Raw genomic sequence first — 19,648 nt, forward strand, 5'->3', positions numbered from 1 at the left:
GCCTGCGAGCTCTTACTCCGGCTGGTCGAGGCTCAGCGGTGATCGACCAGCCGGCTGAGCATGTCGCCGCAGACCTGGATCACGCCGACAATGGCCACAATGAGGACGACGACGATGACCATGATGTCAACGGCGAAACCGTTGTAGCCGTACTGGATGGCGAGGTCGCCCAGGCCGCCTCCGCCGACGGTCCCCGCCATGGCGGAGTAGCCGAGCAGCGTAATAATGGTGACGGTGGCCGAGCTGACGAGAGTCGGCAGCGCCTCGCGCACGAGCACGCCCCAGGTGATCTGATTGCTGGAGGCCCCCATCATGAGGGCGGCCTCGACCTTTCCGTGGTCGACGTCGTTAATGGCGGTCTCGACCAGGCGCGCGTAGAAGGGGATCGCCCCGACCGTGAGCGGGACGCAGGCGGCCTGCCAGCCCAGGGAGGTCCCGACGATCAGGCGGGTCAGCGGGATGATCGCGACCATGAGGATGATGAAGGGCATGGAGCGCCCCATATTGACGATCTGGGAGAGGATCTCGTAGACGACGCGGTTGGGGTGCTGGCCGCGCCTGCCGGTGGAGATGAGCGCCAGGCCGAGCAGGAGCCCGAAGACGACCGTCAGCGCCCCGGACACGCCGGTCATCTCCAGGGTCTCGAGAGTGGCGGGCCACAGCCTGCGCTGGATGATCGAGTTGTTGAGCCAGGTGCCGTCCGAGCTCGCGCCGCTCGCCAGGGCGCCGGTCAGGCGCGGCGCCCCGACGGCGAGGGCGGATGCGGCCGCGGCGGTGAGGGCGGTCGGGGTCATGCGCGCACCTCCGCGGTGATACCGGCGTCGTGCAGGGCCTCGACGGCGGCCTCGGCGCGATCGGCGGGGATGGTGAGGGCGAGCCGCCCGACCTGGGCGGTGCCGAGGGTCTCGAAGACGCCCCCGGCGACGTCGGCGCCCTGCGCGGCCACCAGGGCGAGCACCTGGGCGGCGGCGGGCTCGCCCGGGTGCGCGGTCAGGGCGACGTCGACGACGGCGTTATCGGCGCTGCCGGCGCCATCAGCACCGCCGGCGCGCAGGGCCCCGGGCACGTCCGGGGGCGGGACGAGCTCGCGGGACAGGCGGGAGTCGACGTCGGAGACGACGTCCTCGATGGGCCCGGACTGGATGATCCTCCCGGCCTCCAGGAGGCTGACGGAGTCGCAGATGCGGCGCACCACACTCATCTCGTGGGTGATGATGACGACGGTGACGCCGAGGCGGTCGCGGACGTCGCGGATGAGGTCGAGGATGGAGCGGGTCGTCTCGGGGTCGAGGGCGCTGGTGGGTTCGTCGCACAGGAGGACGGCGGGCTCGTCGGCCAGGGCCCGGGCGATGCCGACGCGCTGCTGCTGGCCGCCGGAGAGCTGGGCGGGGTAGGACGAGCCGCGGCCGTCCAGGCCCACGAGCGTGAGCATGCGGGCGACGCGGTCGTGCCGCTGCCCCTTGCGCACCCCGGCAAGGGCGAGGGGGTAGGCGATGTTCTGGGCGGCGGTGCGCTGCTCCAGGAGGTTGGCGTGCTGGAAGACCATGCCGATGGCGCGCCGGGCCGCGCGCAGCTCGTGGGCGCCGAGAGTGGTCAGGTCCTGGCCGGCGACGCGCACCTCGCCGCCGGTGGGCCGCTCGAGGGCGGTCAGGCAGCGCACGAGGGTGGACTTGCCCGCGCCGGAGGTGCCGACGACGCCGTGGATGGAGCCGGCGGGGATGTCGAGGGTGAGCCCGTCCAGGGCGTGCACCTGCGAGCCGTCGCGCAGGCGGTAGACCTTGTGGACGTCGCGCAGGCAGATCATGGGCTCGGTCGTGCCGGGCACGTCGGGGGAGCCCGGCTCGGCGTCGGCGCCGACCGGGTTCGGGGCGTCCACCGGTCCGGCCGCCTCGACCGGGTCGGCGGCTGTGGGGTCTGCGCTCACTGGTTCCTCCATCGGTCCTGGCGGAAGCACCTGCACCGCTTCGCGGGGGTTGCTGCAACGTCGATGAGCCAGGTCTCTCGGCTGCTCTAGATGGTCGGTGACACAGTAGGCGTCGGCGGCCGCGGGACGCAAGTCCCAGTCCGTGAAGGGACGCATCTCACTCCCGACAGCGGGGTTTCGCGCGGTCTTGCGGGGCTCGCGGACGGTGCGCGGGGAGGGCGCGCCGCCGCCGGGACTCTTCGAGCCGCCGTACTCGGCCGATTCCTCGGCGCAGAGGCCTTGACGCGAGGCGCACGGGGGTCGTTACCGTGTCGTTATCCCTGCACGTGCAGGCGGCCATGGTCGCCCTGAACTACTGCGCAGGTGGGTGCGATGAGCTCCTACGGTCATGTCCCCTACGATTACAACAGACGGGTTCCGGATTCTCGACCCGGACCGCGGCCCCCTGAGGAGGTGGGCCCGGAGCCGGGTGCGGCACCGGTGTCCTCACAAGACGCTGCGTCGGGCCATGAGGGCAGGCGCAGCCGGGTGAGGGGCCGGCATCGAGCAGGTCGTGGGGACTGGACGCCGGGAGGTCAGTCCTACGGCGTAGCGCCGCAGACTTCCTCGTCTCACGGTGCGGCGTCGCAAGGGCTTTCGTCCGGGCCGGCTGCTTCGGAGCCCGTGCCCCCGCTGAGCCTGCCGGGTTCAATACCCCCGCCGGATGCGCCGCGCGCTCCCGCCCCGCCCCTCGCGCCCGGGCCGAACGCTCCGCATGTTGCAGCGGGGCCGATGCCTCAGCCCGGAGCGTCTCGCGCCGCGCCTGAGCCGAGCGCTCCGCGAGCCGCAGCGGGGCCGGCTCCGCCCGTTGGGTCCGGGCCGCGTGCGCCGGCTCTCGCGTCTCAGCCCGGCGCGTCCCGCGTCGCGCCCCCGCCCGGCGCTCCGGACTCTGCGGGTCCTGCTGGCGCACCTCGCGTCGTGCCGCTTCCCGGCGCGGCCCGGCCCGCGGGAGCGCCGCCCCTGGTCAGCGCGCCCGGCGGATACGGCGTCGTCCCCGTCCCGGATGCGAGCGGGTACCCGGGCGCGGGCGGATACGGCGGCCCGGGTGCCGGCGGCCCGGGTGCCGGCGGCCCGGGACCCGCCGATCGTGCCGGCGCGGGCGATCCGGCCGGCTCGCCTCGAAAGGCCGACCTGGAGTGGTGGGAGCGTCTGGGGGTGCGCCTGCGGTCCTGGCGCGCCCTGGTGGTGCTGCGCCGGATCCAGGCGGTCGTCGTGTGGGCGTCCTTGCCAGTGATCCTGGTCGCCCTGATGGTCAACGAGACGCTGCGCATCAGTCTCGGGGCGTGGCTGGGGACCATGTGGGTGGTGTTCGTCTGGTTCTGGATGGCGCGTACCAAGTCGGTCTCGTGGCGGCTGATCTCGGGAGTCTTCGCCGCCTCAATGCCGTGGGCGGGCGCCGTCGGCCTGCTGTCCCTGCGACTGGTGGCCGCCGCCGGCGTCAGCGCGAAGACGCCTGCAGCGACCATCGTGGTGGCGGGGGTCGCGGAGGAGCTGTGCAAGCTGGCCCCCCTGGCGGTCCTGGCGCTGGCGGCGCCGGGGAGGATGCGCCGTCTGCTGGTGTGCGACTGGCTGATACTGGGCGTGGCCGCCGGCGCGGGTTTCGCGGCGGTGGAGGAGATACTGCGGAGGATCGCGTACCTGTCCGCGCCGAGCACCCCCGGCCTGATGCTGGCCACGGCGCTGTGCCCGCCCGGGGCGAGCCAGATGCTGAAGTGCCTGGGGCTGCCCACGTTCGGCCTCTCGCCGTTCTCCGGCTCCTTCCCGACCGCGCTGTCCTACAGCGGCCACGCGATGGTGACGGGGATGGTGGCCGCGTGCATCGGCCTGGGGCGGCACCTGTGGTGGCGCTGCGGCAGCCGGGGCGGGCACCGCGGCGGCGGCGCGGGCGCCGTCGTCGGCCGGGTCCTCTCTCCGCTGGTGCCGCTGCTGGCCCTGTGGGTGGCGATCGTGGACCATCTCGCGTGCAACGCGTCGCCCCGTACGCAGGCGTGGGGCGAGACCGGCGGCAAGGCGCCCTGGCCGCTGGTGGACATCACCAGCACGCTGACCGGCGGCGGGCAGGGCCGGGGCTGGCTGGTGCTGCTCCTGCTGGTGGTGGGGGCGGCGCTGGACGCCCGGGTGCTGTGCTATGGCGGGTACGACGACGGGCTGCTCGACGACCTGGGCGTGTGCGAGGGGCGCGTCGGCGGTGGCGCGATCGGCGCCTGGCGGTGGAGGGTACTGGCCCGCCTGCCCCGGTCGGGGGTGGGTCGGTGGACCGCCGACGTCGTCGATGCCCTCGTCCTCCCCTGGCTGGAGTGGCGCCTGGTGGTCCGGGCGGCCGGGGAGGGCAAGGTGCTGAATCGGTTCCGGCTCCCGATCTGCACGGTGGTGGGTCTGCGTCGGGAGCGGGACGCGGCCGCCCGGGCCGTGCTGGATCCGGGGCGCCAGTACCGGTGGGTCGTGCGGGTCCTGGCCGCGCTGGCGGTGCTGGCCGGTGTTCTGGTGCTGATGCAGGTCCCGACCATCACCCATGATCTCAACAGGCAGCTGGCTCCTCACCTGGGAGAGGGCTGGCTGGCCGGGGTCCTGGACATGCTGGGGGACCTCTGGGACTCGCTGTCGCCCATGGAGCAGGGGCTGCTCATGGTGGCGGCCGGGGCTTTGGTGGTGCTCTCCGGCGGGGGCCTGGGGCTGGCCTTCGATGTGGGCCTGGGACTGGCGATGCTCGGCTCGGCGCACGATGCGGCCCGGTTCGCGCGCGATCCCCAGGGGACGGTCGCCCGCTACCTGTCCTCGCACACCCCCGGGGAGATCGCCCTGGACGTCGCGACGTGGATCGCCACCATGGTCGCGGGAGGCGGGGTGGGCGCAGCCGGCGGCACCCTGCGCTACGGCGTCGAGGCCGCCCGGGAGTCCCGCCGGTGGCGCCGGGCGAAGGAGGCCTTCGAAGAGGCGGCCGAGGAGGCGGCCGAGGAGGCGGCCCAGCGCCCGGTCGGGCGGCGGCCCGCCTACGCCTATGCTGATCCCCGCAGGACCCCGCACCCCCACTGGGGCGCACCCGACGACGGCGTCATGCGACGCTCCTCCCAGGGAGGCAGCGGACCGCGCCGCCGCGCACAGCCCGAGCCGAGGCCCGAGGCCGACCCGCGCGCCGGCGTCGACCGAGGCGACAACCGGGACTACAAAGGCCAGTTCACCGATGGCAACAAAGGAGCTCACGCCTATGACTTCGCCGAGTGGCAAGTGCGAGAAAACTACCGTGAGGCGATGGATGAAGCAGGCACTCCGTTGCGGGAGGTGCTTGCCGAGAAACGACTAGCGCGAGTGGAGGGAACTAGTCATGGGCGCTTCTACGACGGATTCGCCCAAAAACAGGACGGCACCTGGGTCGGAATCGAAGCCAAGTACAGAACCTCGCCTTACCGCGGGGAGCAGAAGGCCTTCGACGACCTCGTATCACCCGACAACCCCGCCATCGCCACTCTTGGCGACGGACGAACCATCAAAATCACCGAGGTATACGTCGAGCGGATCGCTGAATGACCGCAAATCACCAACCAACGCGCGACAAGGAGATCAGAATGAGAAGGCTAGCCACATGGACAATCAGTTCAAAAACAGGACGCTCGGACATTTTCACCCTTCCACAGACTCCGGAGAAGATCGCGGACGAGATGTCGCGCTGGCTGACGGCCCCTCGCTTCCTCACAGGGGAAAAACGCTTCGCCCTGGGCGTGTGGGCTCTTCCGGAGGGCTGTGATTTCCCCGACGACGTTCCCGAGGCTGAGCAGAGCAATTTCTATATGCAGGCGGGGGGCTCCAACCGGGGCATGACGATCGAGGTCCGCGTCCCGGACCCTGTGAGCGGTTACGCGCACTACGTGGTGGCCCGCGAACCAGTCCGCGACCCGGACGCGTGGGTGCCGCTGAGCTGGAACAACGGGGGTGACGAGCCCTTCACCACCCACGTCCACCCCGAGGAGGTCTTCACCGGCCAGCAGGCCGTCCCCGTCTTCCGCGCCTACATCCTCACCGGCCAGATCCCACCACCCACCCTCCTGCGCCGCATCACCATCTAGAACCAGGTAAGCCCGGCGCTCGTGCGGCCACGACCCGCCCGACGCGGCGCAACAGCCCGTTGGCGGAGGCCGCCCGAGTGCGGACATGTGACTCAAGGGGCGATCCGCGCCCATGCGCTGCGAGGTGGCCTCACACGGATCCACCCGAACGGAAGCGCTCCCGCGGGCTGGAATGCCACATCCCCGGGCGCACGCACTGCGCCGGACGACCATGACGCGTGCTGGTGGTGCGCAACGGTCCTGGCCCGCTCCAACGGCGCCCTGCAAAAGTCCGCTCTCGGTCCTGCCCGGCAGGCGGCGGCCCAGCGTGCCCGCTCTGTCTGCGCGGGCCAGGGCGCACCGCGCGAAGCGAGTACGGGCAACAATGCCAGCGAACCAGTGAGCGTCACAGACGAAGACACACCGGACCCGCAAGCGCGTCCGACAATGCCGGCGAACCGGTGGGCGTTACGCCTGCGAGACCGATGATTGCGCCGTCTTCGAATGGGCAGGGCGCCCGGGTAGACGTTACGAGTGCGAGGCCGGCGAACAGCCAGTGAGCGCCCAGTCGGTGCACCAGGCTGTCGATCCTCGCTCACGTCGGTCCAGCCCGCGCAGGCATTTCCTCTTCTCCGCAATCCGTGCGACCCCGGCTCGCGCCACGTAAGGACACATGACGGGGCAAAATGCGCCTGCCACGGGTCGGCATCCTCAAGAGGGCCGCCTCGCCCGCGCGAGGCGCCGAACAGGTCCGAGCCGGGGCCGCCGGTCACCACGGGGGCCGCCTCGCCCGCGCGAGGCGCTCAAGACACCGCCTGCACGCCTCGCAGCCCGGACCGTGCCAGGATGCCTCTCATGACCGAGACCACCCCCACCGGGCCCGTCGAACCCACCGGGCCCGCTAGACCCGCGCCACCCGCCTCATCACTCACGCCGGCCTCCACAGCCTCCACAGCAGCCCCGGCCACGCCAGCCGCCGCACCCGCCCGACCACATGCGCCTGACACGACCACACCGGACACACCAGCCCCCCTGACCACGGACATCCTGGGAGAGCCGTGGGTGGCCCGGCGCATCGACGTCGTCCCCGATGAGGACGCGGCTCCCGGAGCGGACCACGCCGTCCTGGTCCACCAGCGCGGGGCCATTCCTGCCGTTCCCGCCACTCCTGCCGGCACCGCAGGGACGCCGCGCCACAAGCGGGCCGTGCTCTACCTCCACGGCCGCAACGACTACTTCTTCCAGACCCACCTGGCCGACGCCTTCCTGTCGGCCGGCTACGAGTTCTACGCTCTGGACCTGCGCACCTGCGGGCGGGCGGGCGTGGGCCACCCCTCGCCGCACGACGTGCGCGATCTGCGCGTCCACGACGAGGAGATCGGCGAGGCGCTGCGAATCATCCGCTCCGAGCACAGGCACGACGTCGTCGTCCTCAACGGCCACTCCACAGGCGGGCTGCAGGCGGTCATCTGGGCGGCGGACCACCCCGACAGCGTGGAGGCTGTCACGCTCAACTCCCCCTGGCTGCAGCTGAACGCCTCCGGGCTCATGCGCTCCTACGGGTCGGCCTACGTCGACGTGCTCTCGCGCCGCCGCCCGGAGCGGGTCATCGACAACCCGGCGGAGGTCAGGGCCCGCAAGCGCCTGGCCGCCAGGGCCGCGAGCCCGGGAGGCGCGCAGGGCACGGTCCCCAGCGCCGGGACCGCGGTGGGGACCGACCCCGAGACGGCCGAGCCGGACCTGTACGTGCGGTCCCTGCACCGGCGCTGGGGCGGCGAGTGGGACTGGGACCTGAGGCTCAAGCCCTCGCCGTCCTTCCCGGTGCGCGCGGGGTTCCTGGCGGGGATCCGCCGGCTCCAGCGGGAGGTGCGCCACGGGCTGGGCATCAGGGTGCCCGTGCTCGTGTGCTGCTCGACGGCGTCGAACGGCCCCGAGGCCAGTGACGAGGAGGCTCGCCACAGCGACGTCGTGCTGTCGGTGGAGCAGATCGTCGAGCGCGCGGCCTTCCTCGGGACCGACGTCACCATCCGGCAGATCCCGGGCGGGGTGCACGACCTGGCGCTCTCGCCCCCACCGGCGCGCGAGGAGTACTTGGCGACCGTGACCGGGTGGCTGGCCGGCCGCCTGGGACTGGCCGAGCGCCTGAGGCAGACCGGGCGCCTGAGGTAGAGGCGGGTGGCGGCCTGTCGGCGGAGGCCCAGGCGGCACAGACGGGCAGCCCAGCAGCGGGGCGGCCCGCGGCCTGCCCCAGCGGCCTGGCCCCGCCCTCTCAGCGCCGCCGCTGCGCCGACAGCTCCGCCAGCGCCGGGACGAGGGCGTTGCACACGCGCTCGACGACCTCCAGGGTCTTGACGAAGTCCTCCATCGTCCCGTACCAGGGGTCGGGCACGTCCAGCCCGTGGTGCGTGCGGGCACCGACGGCGGCCCAGTGCCGCTCGTCCCCGGCGACGGCCGGGTCGAGCTCGCGGAACATGCGGATGCGGTCGGCGTCGACGCCGAGGCGCTCGGCTCGGCGCAGCAGCTCGCGGCGGTGGGCCGAGGTCATGGCCAGCACCAGGTCGGCGCCGGCGAGCTCGGCGTCGCCGATCCGGTGGGCGGCGTGGTCGCGGATGGCGACGGCGGCCGCGCGCGCAGCGGCGTCGCCCCCGGAGCCGTAGCCGCGCTCGGCCAGGAGACGGCGCGCGCGGCGGTCGATGGGGTTGCCGTGCTCCTCGTCGGAGACCCCGGCGGAGGTCACGACGACGCCGGTGGGCCCGCAGGCGGGGACGCCGGCTGCGGCGAGGCGGTCGATGAGCACCACCTCGGCCATGGCCGAGCGGCAGATGTTGCCGGTGCAGACCATGGAGATCGCGTAGGGGAGGTCGGGGTCGTGGGGCGCAGGCAGGTCGGAGGGCGCGATGGTGGTGGGCATGCGGGCCAGGGTCTCGCTCATGGAGCGGGTCTGGCAAGCCGGGCCCGGCCTTCAACAGGGAGTCATCCTGAGCTCTTTCATCGGCGCCCCGGCCGCGATTGCCCTCACCGGTCCTGCTCCAGACAGACTGGAAGATGCCCCCAGCCCCTACCCGGGAGAGCGACAGGCCGGCCCGACTCCTCGTCGTCGCCTACCGACGAGCGCCCGCGCACGGTGGAACTACCGAACCGGAGAGCTCGGGACCACCATAATCTCGTGGCAGTTGAGAGGACGTGCAGCGCCGAGAAGCACTATCCGATTGCGGACGGCCTGCACGCGCCGCACAACCGGTCCTGCTCCTCGAACGCTTTGATAAAGCATGGGATAGGCCGGGGAGGCTGTTGATCTGATAGGGGTCCGGCGCGCGACGGGCAGATGCTGGAGGTCCTCATTCACCGTCGCCGACCCGGCACCATATGCCTGCTCCACGTTCTGTATCTGCGTCCTACAACCTGGAAACGGGACACATGGCACCGGCCGCTCGCCCAAGCGACAGGTCCGTCTGCCGGAAGACCTGGACGCAGCGCTTCAGGCCCGCATCGATGCCGAGCAGCGCACAGCCAGCGAGATCATGCGCGACGCCCTCACGCAGTACCTCGCATCCTGAACCGGCCCGCGCAGCCGGCCCTGCTGGGGCGCAGCATCCGAGCACGGGCGCCCGACTCGCTTACTACGCTCCTTTGTTCCTTACTGTACGAGGAAAAGGAGCGTAGTAAGGAACAAAGGAGCGTAGTAAGCGCCGGGACACTAGATGAGCGACTCCGGGGGTGCTGGTTCTGTCCGGTCCTCGTGGCCGTGCCGCCGGGGAGCATCTCTTTCGATGGAAGCAGTGGGGCCATGGAAGGCGCTGTAGAGCGCAGCCCCAACCACCACCGGGCACCACCGCGGTCTCGCCGCATGCGGCTCGCCGGCCGTGTGGACCGCCGCACGCATCGCCGACATCGGCCGCTGACTCGAACGATCTTCATGACAGGGTCTGGAGCGGCTCTGGCGTCTGGTGGTGCGGCCGGTTGGCGGCCGTAGGTTCGTGGCTGTGGTCGCGGGCGGTGCCAACCGGGAGGGCGTGCGGCGGACCCTTCGGGCCGGTGCCGGCGTGGAGACGAACCGAGCTCGACGAAGAATCTGCGGGACCGGACGCCGGGACACGCGAGGGCTGCGGACCGCCATCGGCATTGACGGCCCGACCCGTCCCGCGCCCAGCCCGGAATCAATCATCTAGGCTCGGCCCGTGACCCGCTCCTCCGCAGAATCCGCCGGGCCCGTTGAGGCCGGCGAGACCCGCCCCAACGCCGCCCGCCCCGCCACCGCCGTCGACACCATCGCCGAACGCTACGTCGCGCACCTGGCCGACCTCTCCCCGGAGTTCGCCGTCTACAACGGCCTGCCCGGTCGCCGCGGCGAGCTCGACGACTACTCCCCCGAGGGCCTGGCCGCCCTGAGCGAGCTCGACCGCTCGACCCTGCGCGAGCTGGAGGCCGCCGCCCCCGCCGACGACGTCGACCGCGTCACCGTCGCCGCCATGCGCGAGCGCCTCACAGTGGGCGTGGAGCTCGCCGACGCCGGCGAGAGACTGCGCAGCCTCAACAACATCGCCTCCCCGGTGCAGTCGCTGCGCGACGGCTTCGACAACCTGCCCACCGGCACCGAGGAGGACTGGGCGGACTTCGCCTCCGCCCTGCGCGATGTCCCACGAGCGCTGACCCAGTACGCCCAGAGCCTGCGCCTGGCGCTCGCCCGCGGCGACGTCGCGGCGCGCCGCCAGGTCGAGGCCGCCATCTCCCAGGCGCGCGACCAGGCCGCGCAGGCCACGAGCTCCTACACGGCGCTCGTCGACGGCGCCGCCACCGCCGACGGCGCACCGATCCCGGCGCCCCTGGCCGAGGAGCTGCGCACCGCCGCCGCCACCGCCCGGGAGGGCTTCTCCCGGATCGCGGACGTGCTGGTCGCCGAGATCCTGCCTCACGCCGGCGACCGCGACGCCGTGGGCCGCGAGCGCTACGAGCGCTTCAGCCGGGACTTCCTGGGCGCCGTCGTCGACCTGGACGAGACCTACGAGTGGGGCCGGGAGCGCCTGGCCGCCATCGACGCCGAGCAGCGGGCGATCGCCGAGCGGCTCTACGGGCCCGGGGTGGGCGTGCGCGAGGCCCTGGACCGGCTCAACGCCGACCCCGCGCGCACGGTCCACGGGACGCGGGCGCTGCAGGAGTGGATGCAGGCCACCTCCGACGCGGCGATGGCGGCCCTCGACGGCGTCCACTTCGACATCCCCGCCCCGCTGCGCACCCTGGAGTGCCGCATCGCGCCGTCGTCCACCGGCGGCATCTACTACACCGGCCCGAGCGACGACTTCTCCCGACCGGGCCGCATGTGGTGGTCGGTGCCGGCGGGCACAGAGGACTTCGCCACCTGGCAGGAGCGCACCACCGTCTTCCACGAGGGCGTGCCCGGCCACCACCTGCAGGTCGGCATGCAGACCCACCTGCGCGACGAGCTCAACTCCTGGCGCCGCCTGGCCTGCTGGGTGAGCGGGCACGGCGAGGGCTGGGCCCTGTACGCCGAGAAGCTCATGGCGGACCTGGGGTTCCAGGACGACCCGGGCGACCGCATGGGCATGCTCGACTCCCAGCGGCTGCGCGCGGCGCGGGTCGTTCTCGACATCGGGGTGCACCTGGGCAAGGAGCGGCCGGCCGAGCTGGCGGACCTGCCCGGCGTGGGCGAGGGCGTCTGGGATGCGGGCAGCGCCTGGGCGTTCCTGCGGCACAACGTGGCGATGGACGAGCCCTTCCTGCGCTTCGAGCTGGACCGCTACCTGGGGTGGCCGGGGCAGGCGCCGTCCTACGCGGTGGGCCAGCGGCTGTGGGAGGAGGCGCGGGACGGCGCGCTCGCGGGCGGGACGAGCCTGAAGGACTTCCACACCCGGGCGCTGCGCCTGGGCAGCGTGGGGCTGGACGTCCTGCGCGGGGCCCTCGCCTGACTGGGCCCCGCGGCGGACCCGCGGCCCCCTCTTCGCCGAGATCGGTTCACTTCCGAGTCGAGATCGGTTCAGTCCCAGAAGTGCTCGACGTCGACGGCGCCGCCGGTGGCCTCGAAGTCGGCGCGCGCGGCGGCGCGGAAGTCGGCGTCGTGCAGCCAGTCCAGAGCGACCGCCGCCAGCCCGTAGGCGCCGTCGACGGCGGCCGCGTCCCCGGTCGGCGAGCCGGCGGCCCGCGCCATCTCGCGGGTGTGGAGGGCGACGTCGGCGCGGTCGGTGACCTTGATGAGCGGGTGGATACCGGGCACGCGCTGGGAGACGTTGCCGAAGTCGGTGCCCGCCGCGATCGTCTCGGGCACGACGCCGAAGGGCAGTGGGTCGCGGCCGCGCTCGCGCTGGGAGCGGACCCAGGCGGCGGTCAGTGGCCCGTTGGCGCGCACCGGCATCTCATTGGTGTAGGGCGGGGTGATGATCTCCAGGCCGGTGCCGGTCATGAGCGCGGCGCCGCGCAGGACGTCCTCCACGCGCCCCACCAGGTCCTTGAGGGTCTCGGGGTACTTCGAGCGCACGAAGAGGTTCAGCTCGGCGCGCTCGGGAATGACGTTGGGGACCCGGCCGCCATCGACGACGACGGCGTGGAGCCGGTCCATGGGCAGGATCTGCTGGCGCAGCAGGCCGATCCCGTTCAGGACGAGGGCGGCCGCGTCCAGGGCGTTGCGCCCCATGAAGGGCTGGGAGGCGGCGTGGGCGGGCACGCCGGTGAAGACGGCGCGGATACGGCGCACGCCCAGCCAGGTCTGGTCGGCGACGTCGTGGGCGTAGGAGTGGGTCTGGATGGCGGCGTCGACGCCGTCGAGCATGCCGGCCAGGGCCAGGCGCTCCTTGGCGGTGTCGGGCTCCTCGGCCGGAGTCGTCTGGAGGACGACGCGGCCGGGCAGGGCGTCCGCCGTGCGCCGCGCGAGGGCCGCCAGGGCCAGGAAGGCGCCCACGGAGCTGGCGCACATGACGTTGTGGCCGCAGGCGTGGCCGATTCCGGGCAGCGCGTCGTACTCGGCGAGAATGGCGATGGTGGGGGCGCCGGAGACGGCGTCCGGACCGGCGCCGTCCGGGGCGCCGGGACTGTCGTCGTCCGGGGCGCCCGGGCCGATCGCCGCGCGCAGGGCCGTGTCCATGCCGTAGACCCCGACCTCGGCCTCCAGGCCGTGGGCGCGCAGGATGTCGGCGACCGCGGCCACAGCGTGGTGCTCGCGGTAGCCGACCTCCGGGTGGACGTGGATGTCGTGGGAGAGGGCGACGACCTGCGGGGCGAGCCCGGCGACGACGTCGGCCAGCGCCTCGCGCAGAGCAGCCGGGGCGCCGTCGTCCTCCCCCAGGGCGGCGGCGGGGGCCGCAGCCCCGGCGCGCGCGGCAGCCTCGGCGGCCATCCGCTCCTGAACAGCACGACAGGGCTCAGTGGGACGGGAAAGATCACGCATGGGGCCATCATGCCCCTCGGCGGGCGGCGCCGCTGCGCACGGGCGGCGCCGGGAGCCGCCGCTCAGGTGCTCAGCCTCTTGCTCGCGCCCCGCTGGGTCATGCCCAGGATGTCGCCGATCTGCTGCCAGGAGCGCCCGCTGTCCCGGGCGCGCGCGACGGCCGCGTCGAGGTCGGCCTCGGCCGCGGCCAGGCGGAGCTGGGCCAGCGTGATGTCCATGAGGCAGGGGTCGCTCGTCCACGCCGCCACGTCGGGGCCCTGCCCGTCATTGGTCTGCTCGACCTCCCGGAGCATCTCCTTGACGCTTCGCACGGTCATCGCCTCCTGGAGTACTTCGATCGAGCTCTCATCGCGTGGAACACCTGGCCCGCCTCGTCGACCGCGACCTCGAGGAGGTCGCCGAGCCGGTCCGAGCCGAGAACCATGACATAGCCGTCGTGGTAGTGCACCTCGCGGGGATGGGAGAGCGCCTGCTCAATGTCCTCGCGATGGACGCCGTGCCTGAAGGCTCTCCGCTGATACCCCATTCGGTCACTGTAGTTGTCAAAACGTTATATCGGCGGAGCCTCGCCGCTTTCCGGCGCCGGACAGGCTCACGCCGCCCCGCGTCGTCGGCCGCGGCGGGGCCGGGGCGCCCCCGGCCTCATACTCGGGGGTGGGCCCGGCGCCGCTCGGCGCGGGCGCGCCACACCCCCAGGGTGGCGGCGGGACCGATCGGCCCCAGCCCGCCCAGGGAGTCGTCCACCAGCACGGGCACGCCCTCGAGCCGGTCGGGCACGAACTCGCGCCCCCGCGTCACCACCAGGCGCAGGTCGCGCAGGACCGCCAGGTCCTCGCGCGGGTCGCCCGCGACCGCAATGAGGTCGGCCTCGAAGCCCTCCGCCAGCACCCCGGTCACGCCCGCGCACCCGATGGCGGCGGCCGCCCGAGACGTCGCCGCGAGAATCACCTCGGTGCGCGGCAGCCCCGCCCACTCCAGCGCCTCGAGGCCGCCGACGTAGCCGCGCTGCGGAACCGCGGGGATCCCGGCGTCGTGCCCGACGACGATCCGCACCCCGTGCTCCCACAGCCGGCGCACGGGCGGGGCGTAGGAGTCGTCGCGCCGGAGCATCCGCGGCATGTCGGCGGTCATGGTGCACTCGACATACACGCCGGTGCGCGCCATCTCGTCGGCCAGGGCCGCATCGAACTCGCTGCGGCCGCGGTCGGTGATGAAGGAGGCGTGGGCGACGAGGTCGACGCCCGCGCGCACCGCCCGCTCAATGCCCTGGGTCCCGTGGGCGTGCGCGGCCGTCCACTTGCCCAGACGGTGCGCCTCGGCGAAGAGCACCTGAAGCTCGTCCTGGCTGAACTGGGCGAACCAGGGCGCCGACCCGCCCGTCATGAAGCCGCCAGTGGCCATCACCTTGATGGTGTCGACCCCCATCTTGTGGTGGCGGCGGACCTCGTGGCGGATCTGGTCGATGGAGTCGACCTCCGCGCCGGCGTGGTGGGAGTGCCCGCCGGTGGTGGTGATCTGCGGCCCGGAGGCGATAATGCGCGGGCCCCGCACGTCCCCGTTGTCAATGGCGTCGCGCACGGCCACATCGACGTAGTGCCGCGCCCCCAGGGACTGGGCGCTGGTGACGCCGACGCTGAGCAGCTCGCGTGCCGAGCGCGCGGCGTTGAGGGTGAGGCGGGCGACCTCGTGGGGCCCGTAGTCGGGGTACTCGACGGCGGTGCCGGATGTGGGCAGGTGGTCGTGGGTCTCGATGAGCCCGGGCATGAGGGTGGAGCCGGGCAGGTCGAGGCGCACGATCCGCTCGGGGACGGTAACGGCCAGGTCGGCCCGGGAGGACGGGTGGGCCAGGTGGGCCTCCGCCTCGGCGGCGGTGCCAGCGAACAGAATGCGCTTGCGGTCCAGGAGCACCGCTCCCCCGCGGCCGGCGCGCCGGGCGTCCTCGGCCGGGCCCGCGCCCTCGCCGTCGGGTCCGACGGCGGGGACGTCGCCTATGACCTCAAGAGTGCCGGGCGCCTCACCGCGGCGTCCCGTGATGAGGCGGTCGGCGGTCACCAGGACGGTGGAGCGGCCGTCGAGGCGCTCACCGCCGTCGGTGGGAGGGGTGATCCACCCGGTGGTCTCGCCGGGCGCAGGGAGGGGGTGGTCGGTCATGGCGCCAGGATCGCAGGTTCTCGCGCCTCCGGCCCTGTCTGCTCGCTCTCCCCGGAGCCAGTCGTCTGGGCCGGTTCTGGGACAAGACGCGTTCTGGGGCGCCGGCGAGGGGGCTCGGGCGGTGTGCCGGGCGGAAAAGGTGGCTCCTACGCACTTTTAGCTGCCCGTACCGTCCCGCCCGCGCCACAAAACCGCGGAAACATGCCGATCCTCACCGCACCCGGGAACGGTGAGCGCCTTAAAAGCGCGTAGGAGCCACCTTTTCCTGTCAGGGCCGGTCTTCAGGAGGCCGTGAAGAACCGGCTGGACAGCCGCCCGACGGCCACCCGGCCCCGCGAACCGGTCTCAGTGCGGAAGCGAACCGGCCTCGAGCCGGAACACGACCGATCTCGACAAGACAGGCCGGCAGGGACCGCGAGCGGGCCGCACGTCCGGGCGCCCGGACGGAACACACGACGAGCTCCCCTCGACGCCGAGCACGCCCGGCTGCCACCTCGGCGTTAATCATCCAGCGCACGTAGACCGCTCGGCGCGCTCAACGCCGCGGCATGAGGAAGGAGCTGCCGAGTGCGAAGGGGAAGCCCGGCTTGAGCACAGCATCCGCGACCGGTTGCGCCATCTCGATAAGGCCCTCGGTCTCGAAGCCCTGCTCGCCGCTGGGGTCGGAGGCCAGCAGCCGGGAGTAGGGCACGTCGAGGTCCAGCAGGGCCATGCCGTCGGCGTGATTGGCGTGGTCCCACGCGCCGCCCCTCATCTCGAGCAGGGTGCCCAGGTGGAAGTGCATGACCTGTTCGCCGTCCGGGCCGTCAACGTCGCTGGGCACGCTCAGCACGTGGTGGGGCTCGGGGTCGCGCGGGGCGCGCAGAGTGAACAGGAGGATGGCGCCGTCGCGGGCGGCGCGCAGCATGAGCCGCGCCAGGTGGACGGTGAAGCCGGTGATGTCGAAGTCGGAGGGGCTGGAGCCCATGGCCTCCTCGACGGTCAGCGCAGGCGTCAGGGGGACGGCGGCGCCGCGCCTGGGGTCGTTGAAGGCGCGACGCCCGGTGGGGGCCTCGGCGCGCAGCCGCAGGATCGGGCCGGACTCGGCGCCGGCGGCGACGTCGGCGGGATCGGCGCCGGGCGCCAGCAGGGTGCCGGTCTCCACGACCTCGATCCAGCCCTCGGGGGCGGTCGAGGGGCCGGGCTCGGTCTCAACGACGCCCATGCCGAGCACCGTGGCGAAGTCGGTGCCGTCGGTGGCCCGGTGCCAGGTGATCTCGGCGTCGTCGTGCCAGATGGGGACGGCGCCGTTGAAGGGGATCCCGAAGCGGACGTGCTCGGGGGCCGCGTGCCGGCCCCGGGCGGGGGCGGCGGCGTGACGGGCGCGCCGGACGTGGCGGGCCCGCCGGGCGCGCCGGGTTTCCGTGCTTCTGCTACGGGTCGCGTCCGGGGGCGGTGACTCGGAAGAACCGGTGCCGGCGTTGTGCTTCCCCGCGGAGTACTCGCTCATGGCAGCAGCCTACGGGGCGCGCCCGCCAATGGCGCTGCGCCGAGGAGGTTCGGCGCGGGCGGGACGGACATGATGGACGGGCGAGAGCGGGCGCGGCGCCTCCCGGACCGTGCCGGGAGGCGCCGCACTGCGGGGCTTTCGCTCAGGGGCCCGGCTCAGCCGTTCTTGACCGTCACCTTCGTGCGAGTCGAGTAGGCCTCATAGGTCTTGCCGTCGCTCTTGCTGGTCACGGCATCCCGCTCGTAGGCCAGGGTTGTGGCGCCCTCGGGCAGGGGGTCGGCCTTGTCGCCCTTCCCCGGGACGCCGAAGGCGAACCACCCGTCGATGTGGTTGGTGCCGTAGTCGTCGTAGTCGATCGGGTCCAGGCCGGCCTGCTTCATGTCGTCCTCGACGCCCGACGACTTGCGCAGGGCCTGATGATTCTTGTTGTTGTCGTCGATGAGGGTCAAAGCCTGACCGGTCTCGGAGCCGAACGAGACGTTGCCCGAGAAGTCCAGGGTGCAGTGCAGCAGGTAGATCGTCTCGCCCTGGGCCGGGGAGCCCGCCTTGTACTGAGCGGCGTCGAAGTTCGGCACGAGCTGGTCACAGGTCTCGGTCAGGCCGATGGCCCCATCGGTGAAGGTGATGGGCTCGATCGCCTGGGCCCCGGCCGGCGCCGCCCCCTGGCCGGGAGCGGCCGAGCCGCCGGGAGGCTGGCTCGCCCCCGGGGACGAGCCGCCTGGAGACTGACTGGCCCCAGCGGTCGAGCCTCCCCCGGCCTGCACGACCTCGTCCTCGCAGGCGGACACTCCGACGGCACAGGCAGCAGCGGCGACAATACTGAGGACCTTCGCGGTGGTACGCATAAGGGATTCCGTTCTCTGTGGGATCGGCGACAGGGCCAAGTGTGCTGAATGCGCGTCATGACAGCGATGGGGAGACGTCCCCAGGGAGACTTCCGGGGGCGGGCGCCCGCCGCCGGCGGCCCAGGTCCTCCACCACGGCCAGGAACCGCTGACCGCGGCCTGCCGCTGCCGGGCCGCCGCCTCACCTCGTCGAGATAGACATTTTCGTACGAGGTAGACGGTGTCACCGTCTACCTCGTACGAAAATGTCTATCTCGACGCAGGGCGCGCCGTTCTGAGGCCGGGCGAGAGGCGCTGGAGGCGCCGTCTGCACGGCAGGTACTTCTTGGGGAACCGTCGGCGGCGCAGCGCCCCCATCCTCTTGCGCTCGTGAACAGTCGGTTCGGGCGCAGTCCGGATGAGTGCGGTCCCGTCGCTCTTGGAGGCGTGCCGCCACCGGGCAGGAGCCCCGGCCGTCAGCCGCAGGCCGACGCAGGCCGACGGTGCGCGTGCAGTCGGGCCAGTGGCCGCCGCCCGAAAAAGCATCCGCTCCGACTCACCGCCCGCCGCTCAGGAGGACCCGGAGCGCCTCCCGGGCGGTGTAGCGGCGCGGCTGGGAGCCGGGGTTGACGATCCTCAGGATGCCGAGGTCGGCGAGCTGGCCGACGAGGCTATTGGCGCGCCCGTAGGACAGGCCCATCTCGCGCTCGACCCTGCGCACGGTGAAGGACGGGTTGGCCACGGCGAGATCGACCAGGGAGAGCGCCCGGGCCGAGCGCAGCGACGACGTCCGGACGCGCTCCCGGAGCTTCTCCTGCACCGACACCAGCACCAGCATCTGCTCCTTGGTCCCGGTCGCGGCGTCGGCGAGACCGCGTGCGAAGAAGGACAGGAAGGAGTCCCAGTCGCCGTCCGTGCTCACGCCGAGGAGCGTGTCGTAGTACTCGGTGCGCCGGGCCTCGAACCAGGGGGAGACGGTGAGCGTCGGCTCCGTCAGCAGGCCCGTCCCGAGAAGCGTCAGCACAATGAGGTACCGCCCGATCCGCCCGTTGCCGTCGCGGAAAGGGTGAAGCGTCTCGAACTGGTAGTGGGCCATGCCCGCCACGACGACCGGGTCGATGCGCTCGGCGTGATCGGCCCCGAGCCAGTCGACGAGAGCAGTCACGCCGGCGCGCAGCTGGTCCCCCGGCGGCGCGGGGACGAACCTGGCGGCCTCGACCGGCGTCGCCCAAGGCCCCGCCCCCGCCACGTCGCGGCGTCCGATGACGACCTGCCCCTCGCGCAGTCGTCCGGACTCCCCCTCCAGCGGCGTTCCGCGCATGAGTCGCCCCTGGAGGTCCTCGATAAGGCCCAGGGTGAGCGGTCGCCCCTCGCGCATCCAGTCGAAGCCGAGCTGCGCCATGCCGACATAGTTGAGGATCTCCGTCATCTCAGCGGATGCGGGGGCGTCGTCATCGGCTGTCAGCACCTCGCCGAGGGGGGCGTACGTCCCCTCGAGCGCCGAGGTGGACTGAGCCTCCCGGCGCAGCGAGGGCGCCCGAAGCAGGTAGGGGTTCGGGAGGCGTCGCGCGGTGGCGTCCAGGGCCGCAAGCGCCCGCCCGGCCGCCGCGACGGCCCGATGCGTCGCGCCTGAGAGCAGCGGCTCGTCCCGTCCCAGGGGAGCCGGGATGAAGGCCGAATGACGCCAGTCGCCGAGATACGGGTCCGACCCGCTGATCCCGGCGGGCTCCCCCATCGACGGATTCCTGAACATCTCCACGTCCACGATGTCACCTAACGATCGTT

The 19,648-nt window shown here is 72.7% G+C and carries 15 protein-coding genes and 1 riboswitch; of the genes, 5 read left to right on the forward strand and 10 right to left on the reverse strand.

What is annotated here, in order from left to right:
- Positions 1-32: 32 nt before the first annotated feature.
- Both AIF0345_RS15705 and AIF0345_RS15710 read right to left on the reverse strand, forming a co-directional pair.
- Positions 33-794, reverse strand: coding sequence for a methionine ABC transporter permease (locus tag AIF0345_RS15705; RefSeq protein ID WP_043563184.1), 762 nt, complete (start codon positions 792-794; stop codon positions 33-35).
- A complete protein-coding gene (locus tag AIF0345_RS15710; RefSeq protein WP_404976017.1) occupies positions 791-1,804 on the reverse strand; it encodes a methionine ABC transporter ATP-binding protein in 1,014 nt (337 codons plus the stop codon). The genes AIF0345_RS15705 and AIF0345_RS15710 overlap by 4 nt, the downstream gene beginning before the upstream one ends.
- A 125-nt stretch (positions 1,805-1,929) precedes the next feature.
- A riboswitch (SAM riboswitch) is annotated at positions 1,930-2,021 on the reverse strand.
- An 860-nt stretch (positions 2,022-2,881) separates the two neighbouring features.
- Here AIF0345_RS15710 and AIF0345_RS15715 point away from each other — a divergent pair.
- From AIF0345_RS15715 to AIF0345_RS15725, 3 genes are all read left to right on the forward strand, one after another.
- Positions 2,882-5,488, forward strand: coding sequence for a hypothetical protein (locus tag AIF0345_RS15715; protein ID WP_285296662.1), 2,607 nt, complete (start codon positions 2,882-2,884; stop codon positions 5,486-5,488).
- Between the two features lie 38 nt (positions 5,489-5,526).
- Entirely contained in the window at positions 5,527-6,024 is a 498-nt protein-coding gene (locus tag AIF0345_RS15720) for an NTP pyrophosphohydrolase (RefSeq protein ID WP_285296663.1), read from the forward strand.
- A gap of 834 nt (positions 6,025-6,858) precedes the next feature.
- The gene (locus AIF0345_RS15725) at positions 6,859-8,172 is read left to right on the forward strand and encodes an alpha/beta hydrolase (RefSeq protein WP_285296664.1); all 1,314 of its coding nucleotides are present in this window, start codon (positions 6,859-6,861) and stop codon (positions 8,170-8,172) included.
- A 100-nt stretch (positions 8,173-8,272) separates the two neighbouring features.
- On the opposite strand, the gene AIF0345_RS15730 is transcribed toward AIF0345_RS15725, so the two are convergent.
- Positions 8,273-8,935, reverse strand: coding sequence for an arsenate reductase/protein-tyrosine-phosphatase family protein (locus AIF0345_RS15730; RefSeq protein WP_285296665.1), 663 nt, complete (start codon positions 8,933-8,935; stop codon positions 8,273-8,275).
- Between the two features lie 520 nt (positions 8,936-9,455).
- Between AIF0345_RS15730 and AIF0345_RS16770 the strand changes: the two genes are divergently transcribed.
- Both AIF0345_RS16770 and AIF0345_RS15735 read left to right on the forward strand, forming a co-directional pair.
- Positions 9,456-9,560: a ribbon-helix-helix protein, CopG family gene (locus AIF0345_RS16770; protein WP_353962073.1), complete on the forward strand. Its 105-nt coding sequence runs from the start codon at positions 9,456-9,458 to the stop codon at positions 9,558-9,560.
- Positions 9,561-10,181: 621 nt separating this feature from the next.
- The gene (locus tag AIF0345_RS15735) at positions 10,182-11,927 is read left to right on the forward strand and encodes a DUF885 domain-containing protein (protein ID WP_404975952.1); all 1,746 of its coding nucleotides are present in this window, start codon (positions 10,182-10,184) and stop codon (positions 11,925-11,927) included.
- Between the two features lie 68 nt (positions 11,928-11,995).
- Here the strand turns inward: AIF0345_RS15735 and AIF0345_RS15740 are convergent, their stop codons facing one another.
- The 7 genes from AIF0345_RS15740 to AIF0345_RS15770 form a co-directional block, all read right to left on the reverse strand.
- Positions 11,996-13,399 (reverse strand): amidohydrolase, encoded by a 1,404-nt coding sequence (locus tag AIF0345_RS15740; RefSeq protein WP_285296666.1) that lies wholly within the window; start codon positions 13,397-13,399, stop codon positions 11,996-11,998.
- Between the two features lie 62 nt (positions 13,400-13,461).
- A complete protein-coding gene (locus AIF0345_RS15745) occupies positions 13,462-13,716 on the reverse strand; it encodes a hypothetical protein (RefSeq protein ID WP_043564210.1) in 255 nt (84 codons plus the stop codon).
- Positions 13,713-13,925: a hypothetical protein gene (locus tag AIF0345_RS15750; protein WP_268916868.1), complete on the reverse strand. Its 213-nt coding sequence runs from the start codon at positions 13,923-13,925 to the stop codon at positions 13,713-13,715. Before AIF0345_RS15750 ends, AIF0345_RS15745 begins: the two co-directional genes overlap by 4 nt.
- 116 nt (positions 13,926-14,041) lie before the next feature.
- Positions 14,042-15,550 (reverse strand): amidohydrolase family protein, encoded by a 1,509-nt coding sequence (locus tag AIF0345_RS15755; protein WP_285296667.1) that lies wholly within the window; start codon positions 15,548-15,550, stop codon positions 14,042-14,044.
- A 535-nt stretch (positions 15,551-16,085) separates the two neighbouring features.
- A complete protein-coding gene (locus tag AIF0345_RS15760; RefSeq protein WP_285296668.1) occupies positions 16,086-17,039 on the reverse strand; it encodes a hypothetical protein in 954 nt (317 codons plus the stop codon).
- A 155-nt stretch (positions 17,040-17,194) separates the two neighbouring features.
- Complete coding sequence (locus AIF0345_RS15765; protein WP_285296669.1) at positions 17,195-17,884, reverse strand: hypothetical protein; 690 nt, start codon at positions 17,882-17,884, stop codon at positions 17,195-17,197.
- Between the two features lie 535 nt (positions 17,885-18,419).
- On the reverse strand, positions 18,420-19,628 hold the full coding sequence (locus AIF0345_RS15770; RefSeq protein ID WP_285296670.1) for a Fic family protein: 1,209 nt from the start codon (positions 19,626-19,628) through the stop codon (positions 18,420-18,422).
- Between the last annotated feature and the right edge of the window lie 20 nt (positions 19,629-19,648).

It is taken from the genome of Actinomyces israelii, assembly GCF_030253495.1.
Classification (GTDB): domain Bacteria; phylum Actinomycetota; class Actinomycetes; order Actinomycetales; family Actinomycetaceae; genus Actinomyces; species Actinomyces israelii.

Bases quoted from the DNA above. Each gene is read 5' to 3' on its own strand.
- AIF0345_RS15745 (WP_043564210.1), bottom strand. From the start codon at position 13,716: ATGACCGTGCGAAGCGTCAAGGAGATGCTCCGGGAGGTCGAGCAGACC.
- AIF0345_RS15755 (WP_285296667.1), bottom strand. From the start codon at position 15,550: ATGACCGACCACCCCCTCCCTGCGCCCGGCGAGACCACCGGGTGGATC.
- AIF0345_RS15730 (WP_285296665.1), bottom strand. From the start codon at position 8,935: ATGAGCGAGACCCTGGCCCGCATGCCCACCACCATCGCGCCCTCCGAC.
- AIF0345_RS15710 (WP_404976017.1), bottom strand. From the start codon at position 1,804: ATGATCTGCCTGCGCGACGTCCACAAGGTCTACCGCCTGCGCGACGGC.
- AIF0345_RS15720 (WP_285296663.1), top strand. From the start codon at position 5,527: ATGAGAAGGCTAGCCACATGGACAATCAGTTCAAAAACAGGACGCTCG.
- AIF0345_RS15725 (WP_285296664.1), top strand. From the start codon at position 6,859: ATGACCGAGACCACCCCCACCGGGCCCGTCGAACCCACCGGGCCCGCT.
- AIF0345_RS15705 (WP_043563184.1), bottom strand. From the start codon at position 794: ATGACCCCGACCGCCCTCACCGCCGCGGCCGCATCCGCCCTCGCCGTC.
- AIF0345_RS15760 (WP_285296668.1), bottom strand. From the start codon at position 17,039: ATGAGCGAGTACTCCGCGGGGAAGCACAACGCCGGCACCGGTTCTTCC.
- AIF0345_RS15750 (WP_268916868.1), bottom strand. From the start codon at position 13,925: ATGGGGTATCAGCGGAGAGCCTTCAGGCACGGCGTCCATCGCGAGGAC.
- AIF0345_RS15740 (WP_285296666.1), bottom strand. From the start codon at position 13,399: ATGCGTGATCTTTCCCGTCCCACTGAGCCCTGTCGTGCTGTTCAGGAG.
- AIF0345_RS15765 (WP_285296669.1), bottom strand. From the start codon at position 17,884: ATGCGTACCACCGCGAAGGTCCTCAGTATTGTCGCCGCTGCTGCCTGT.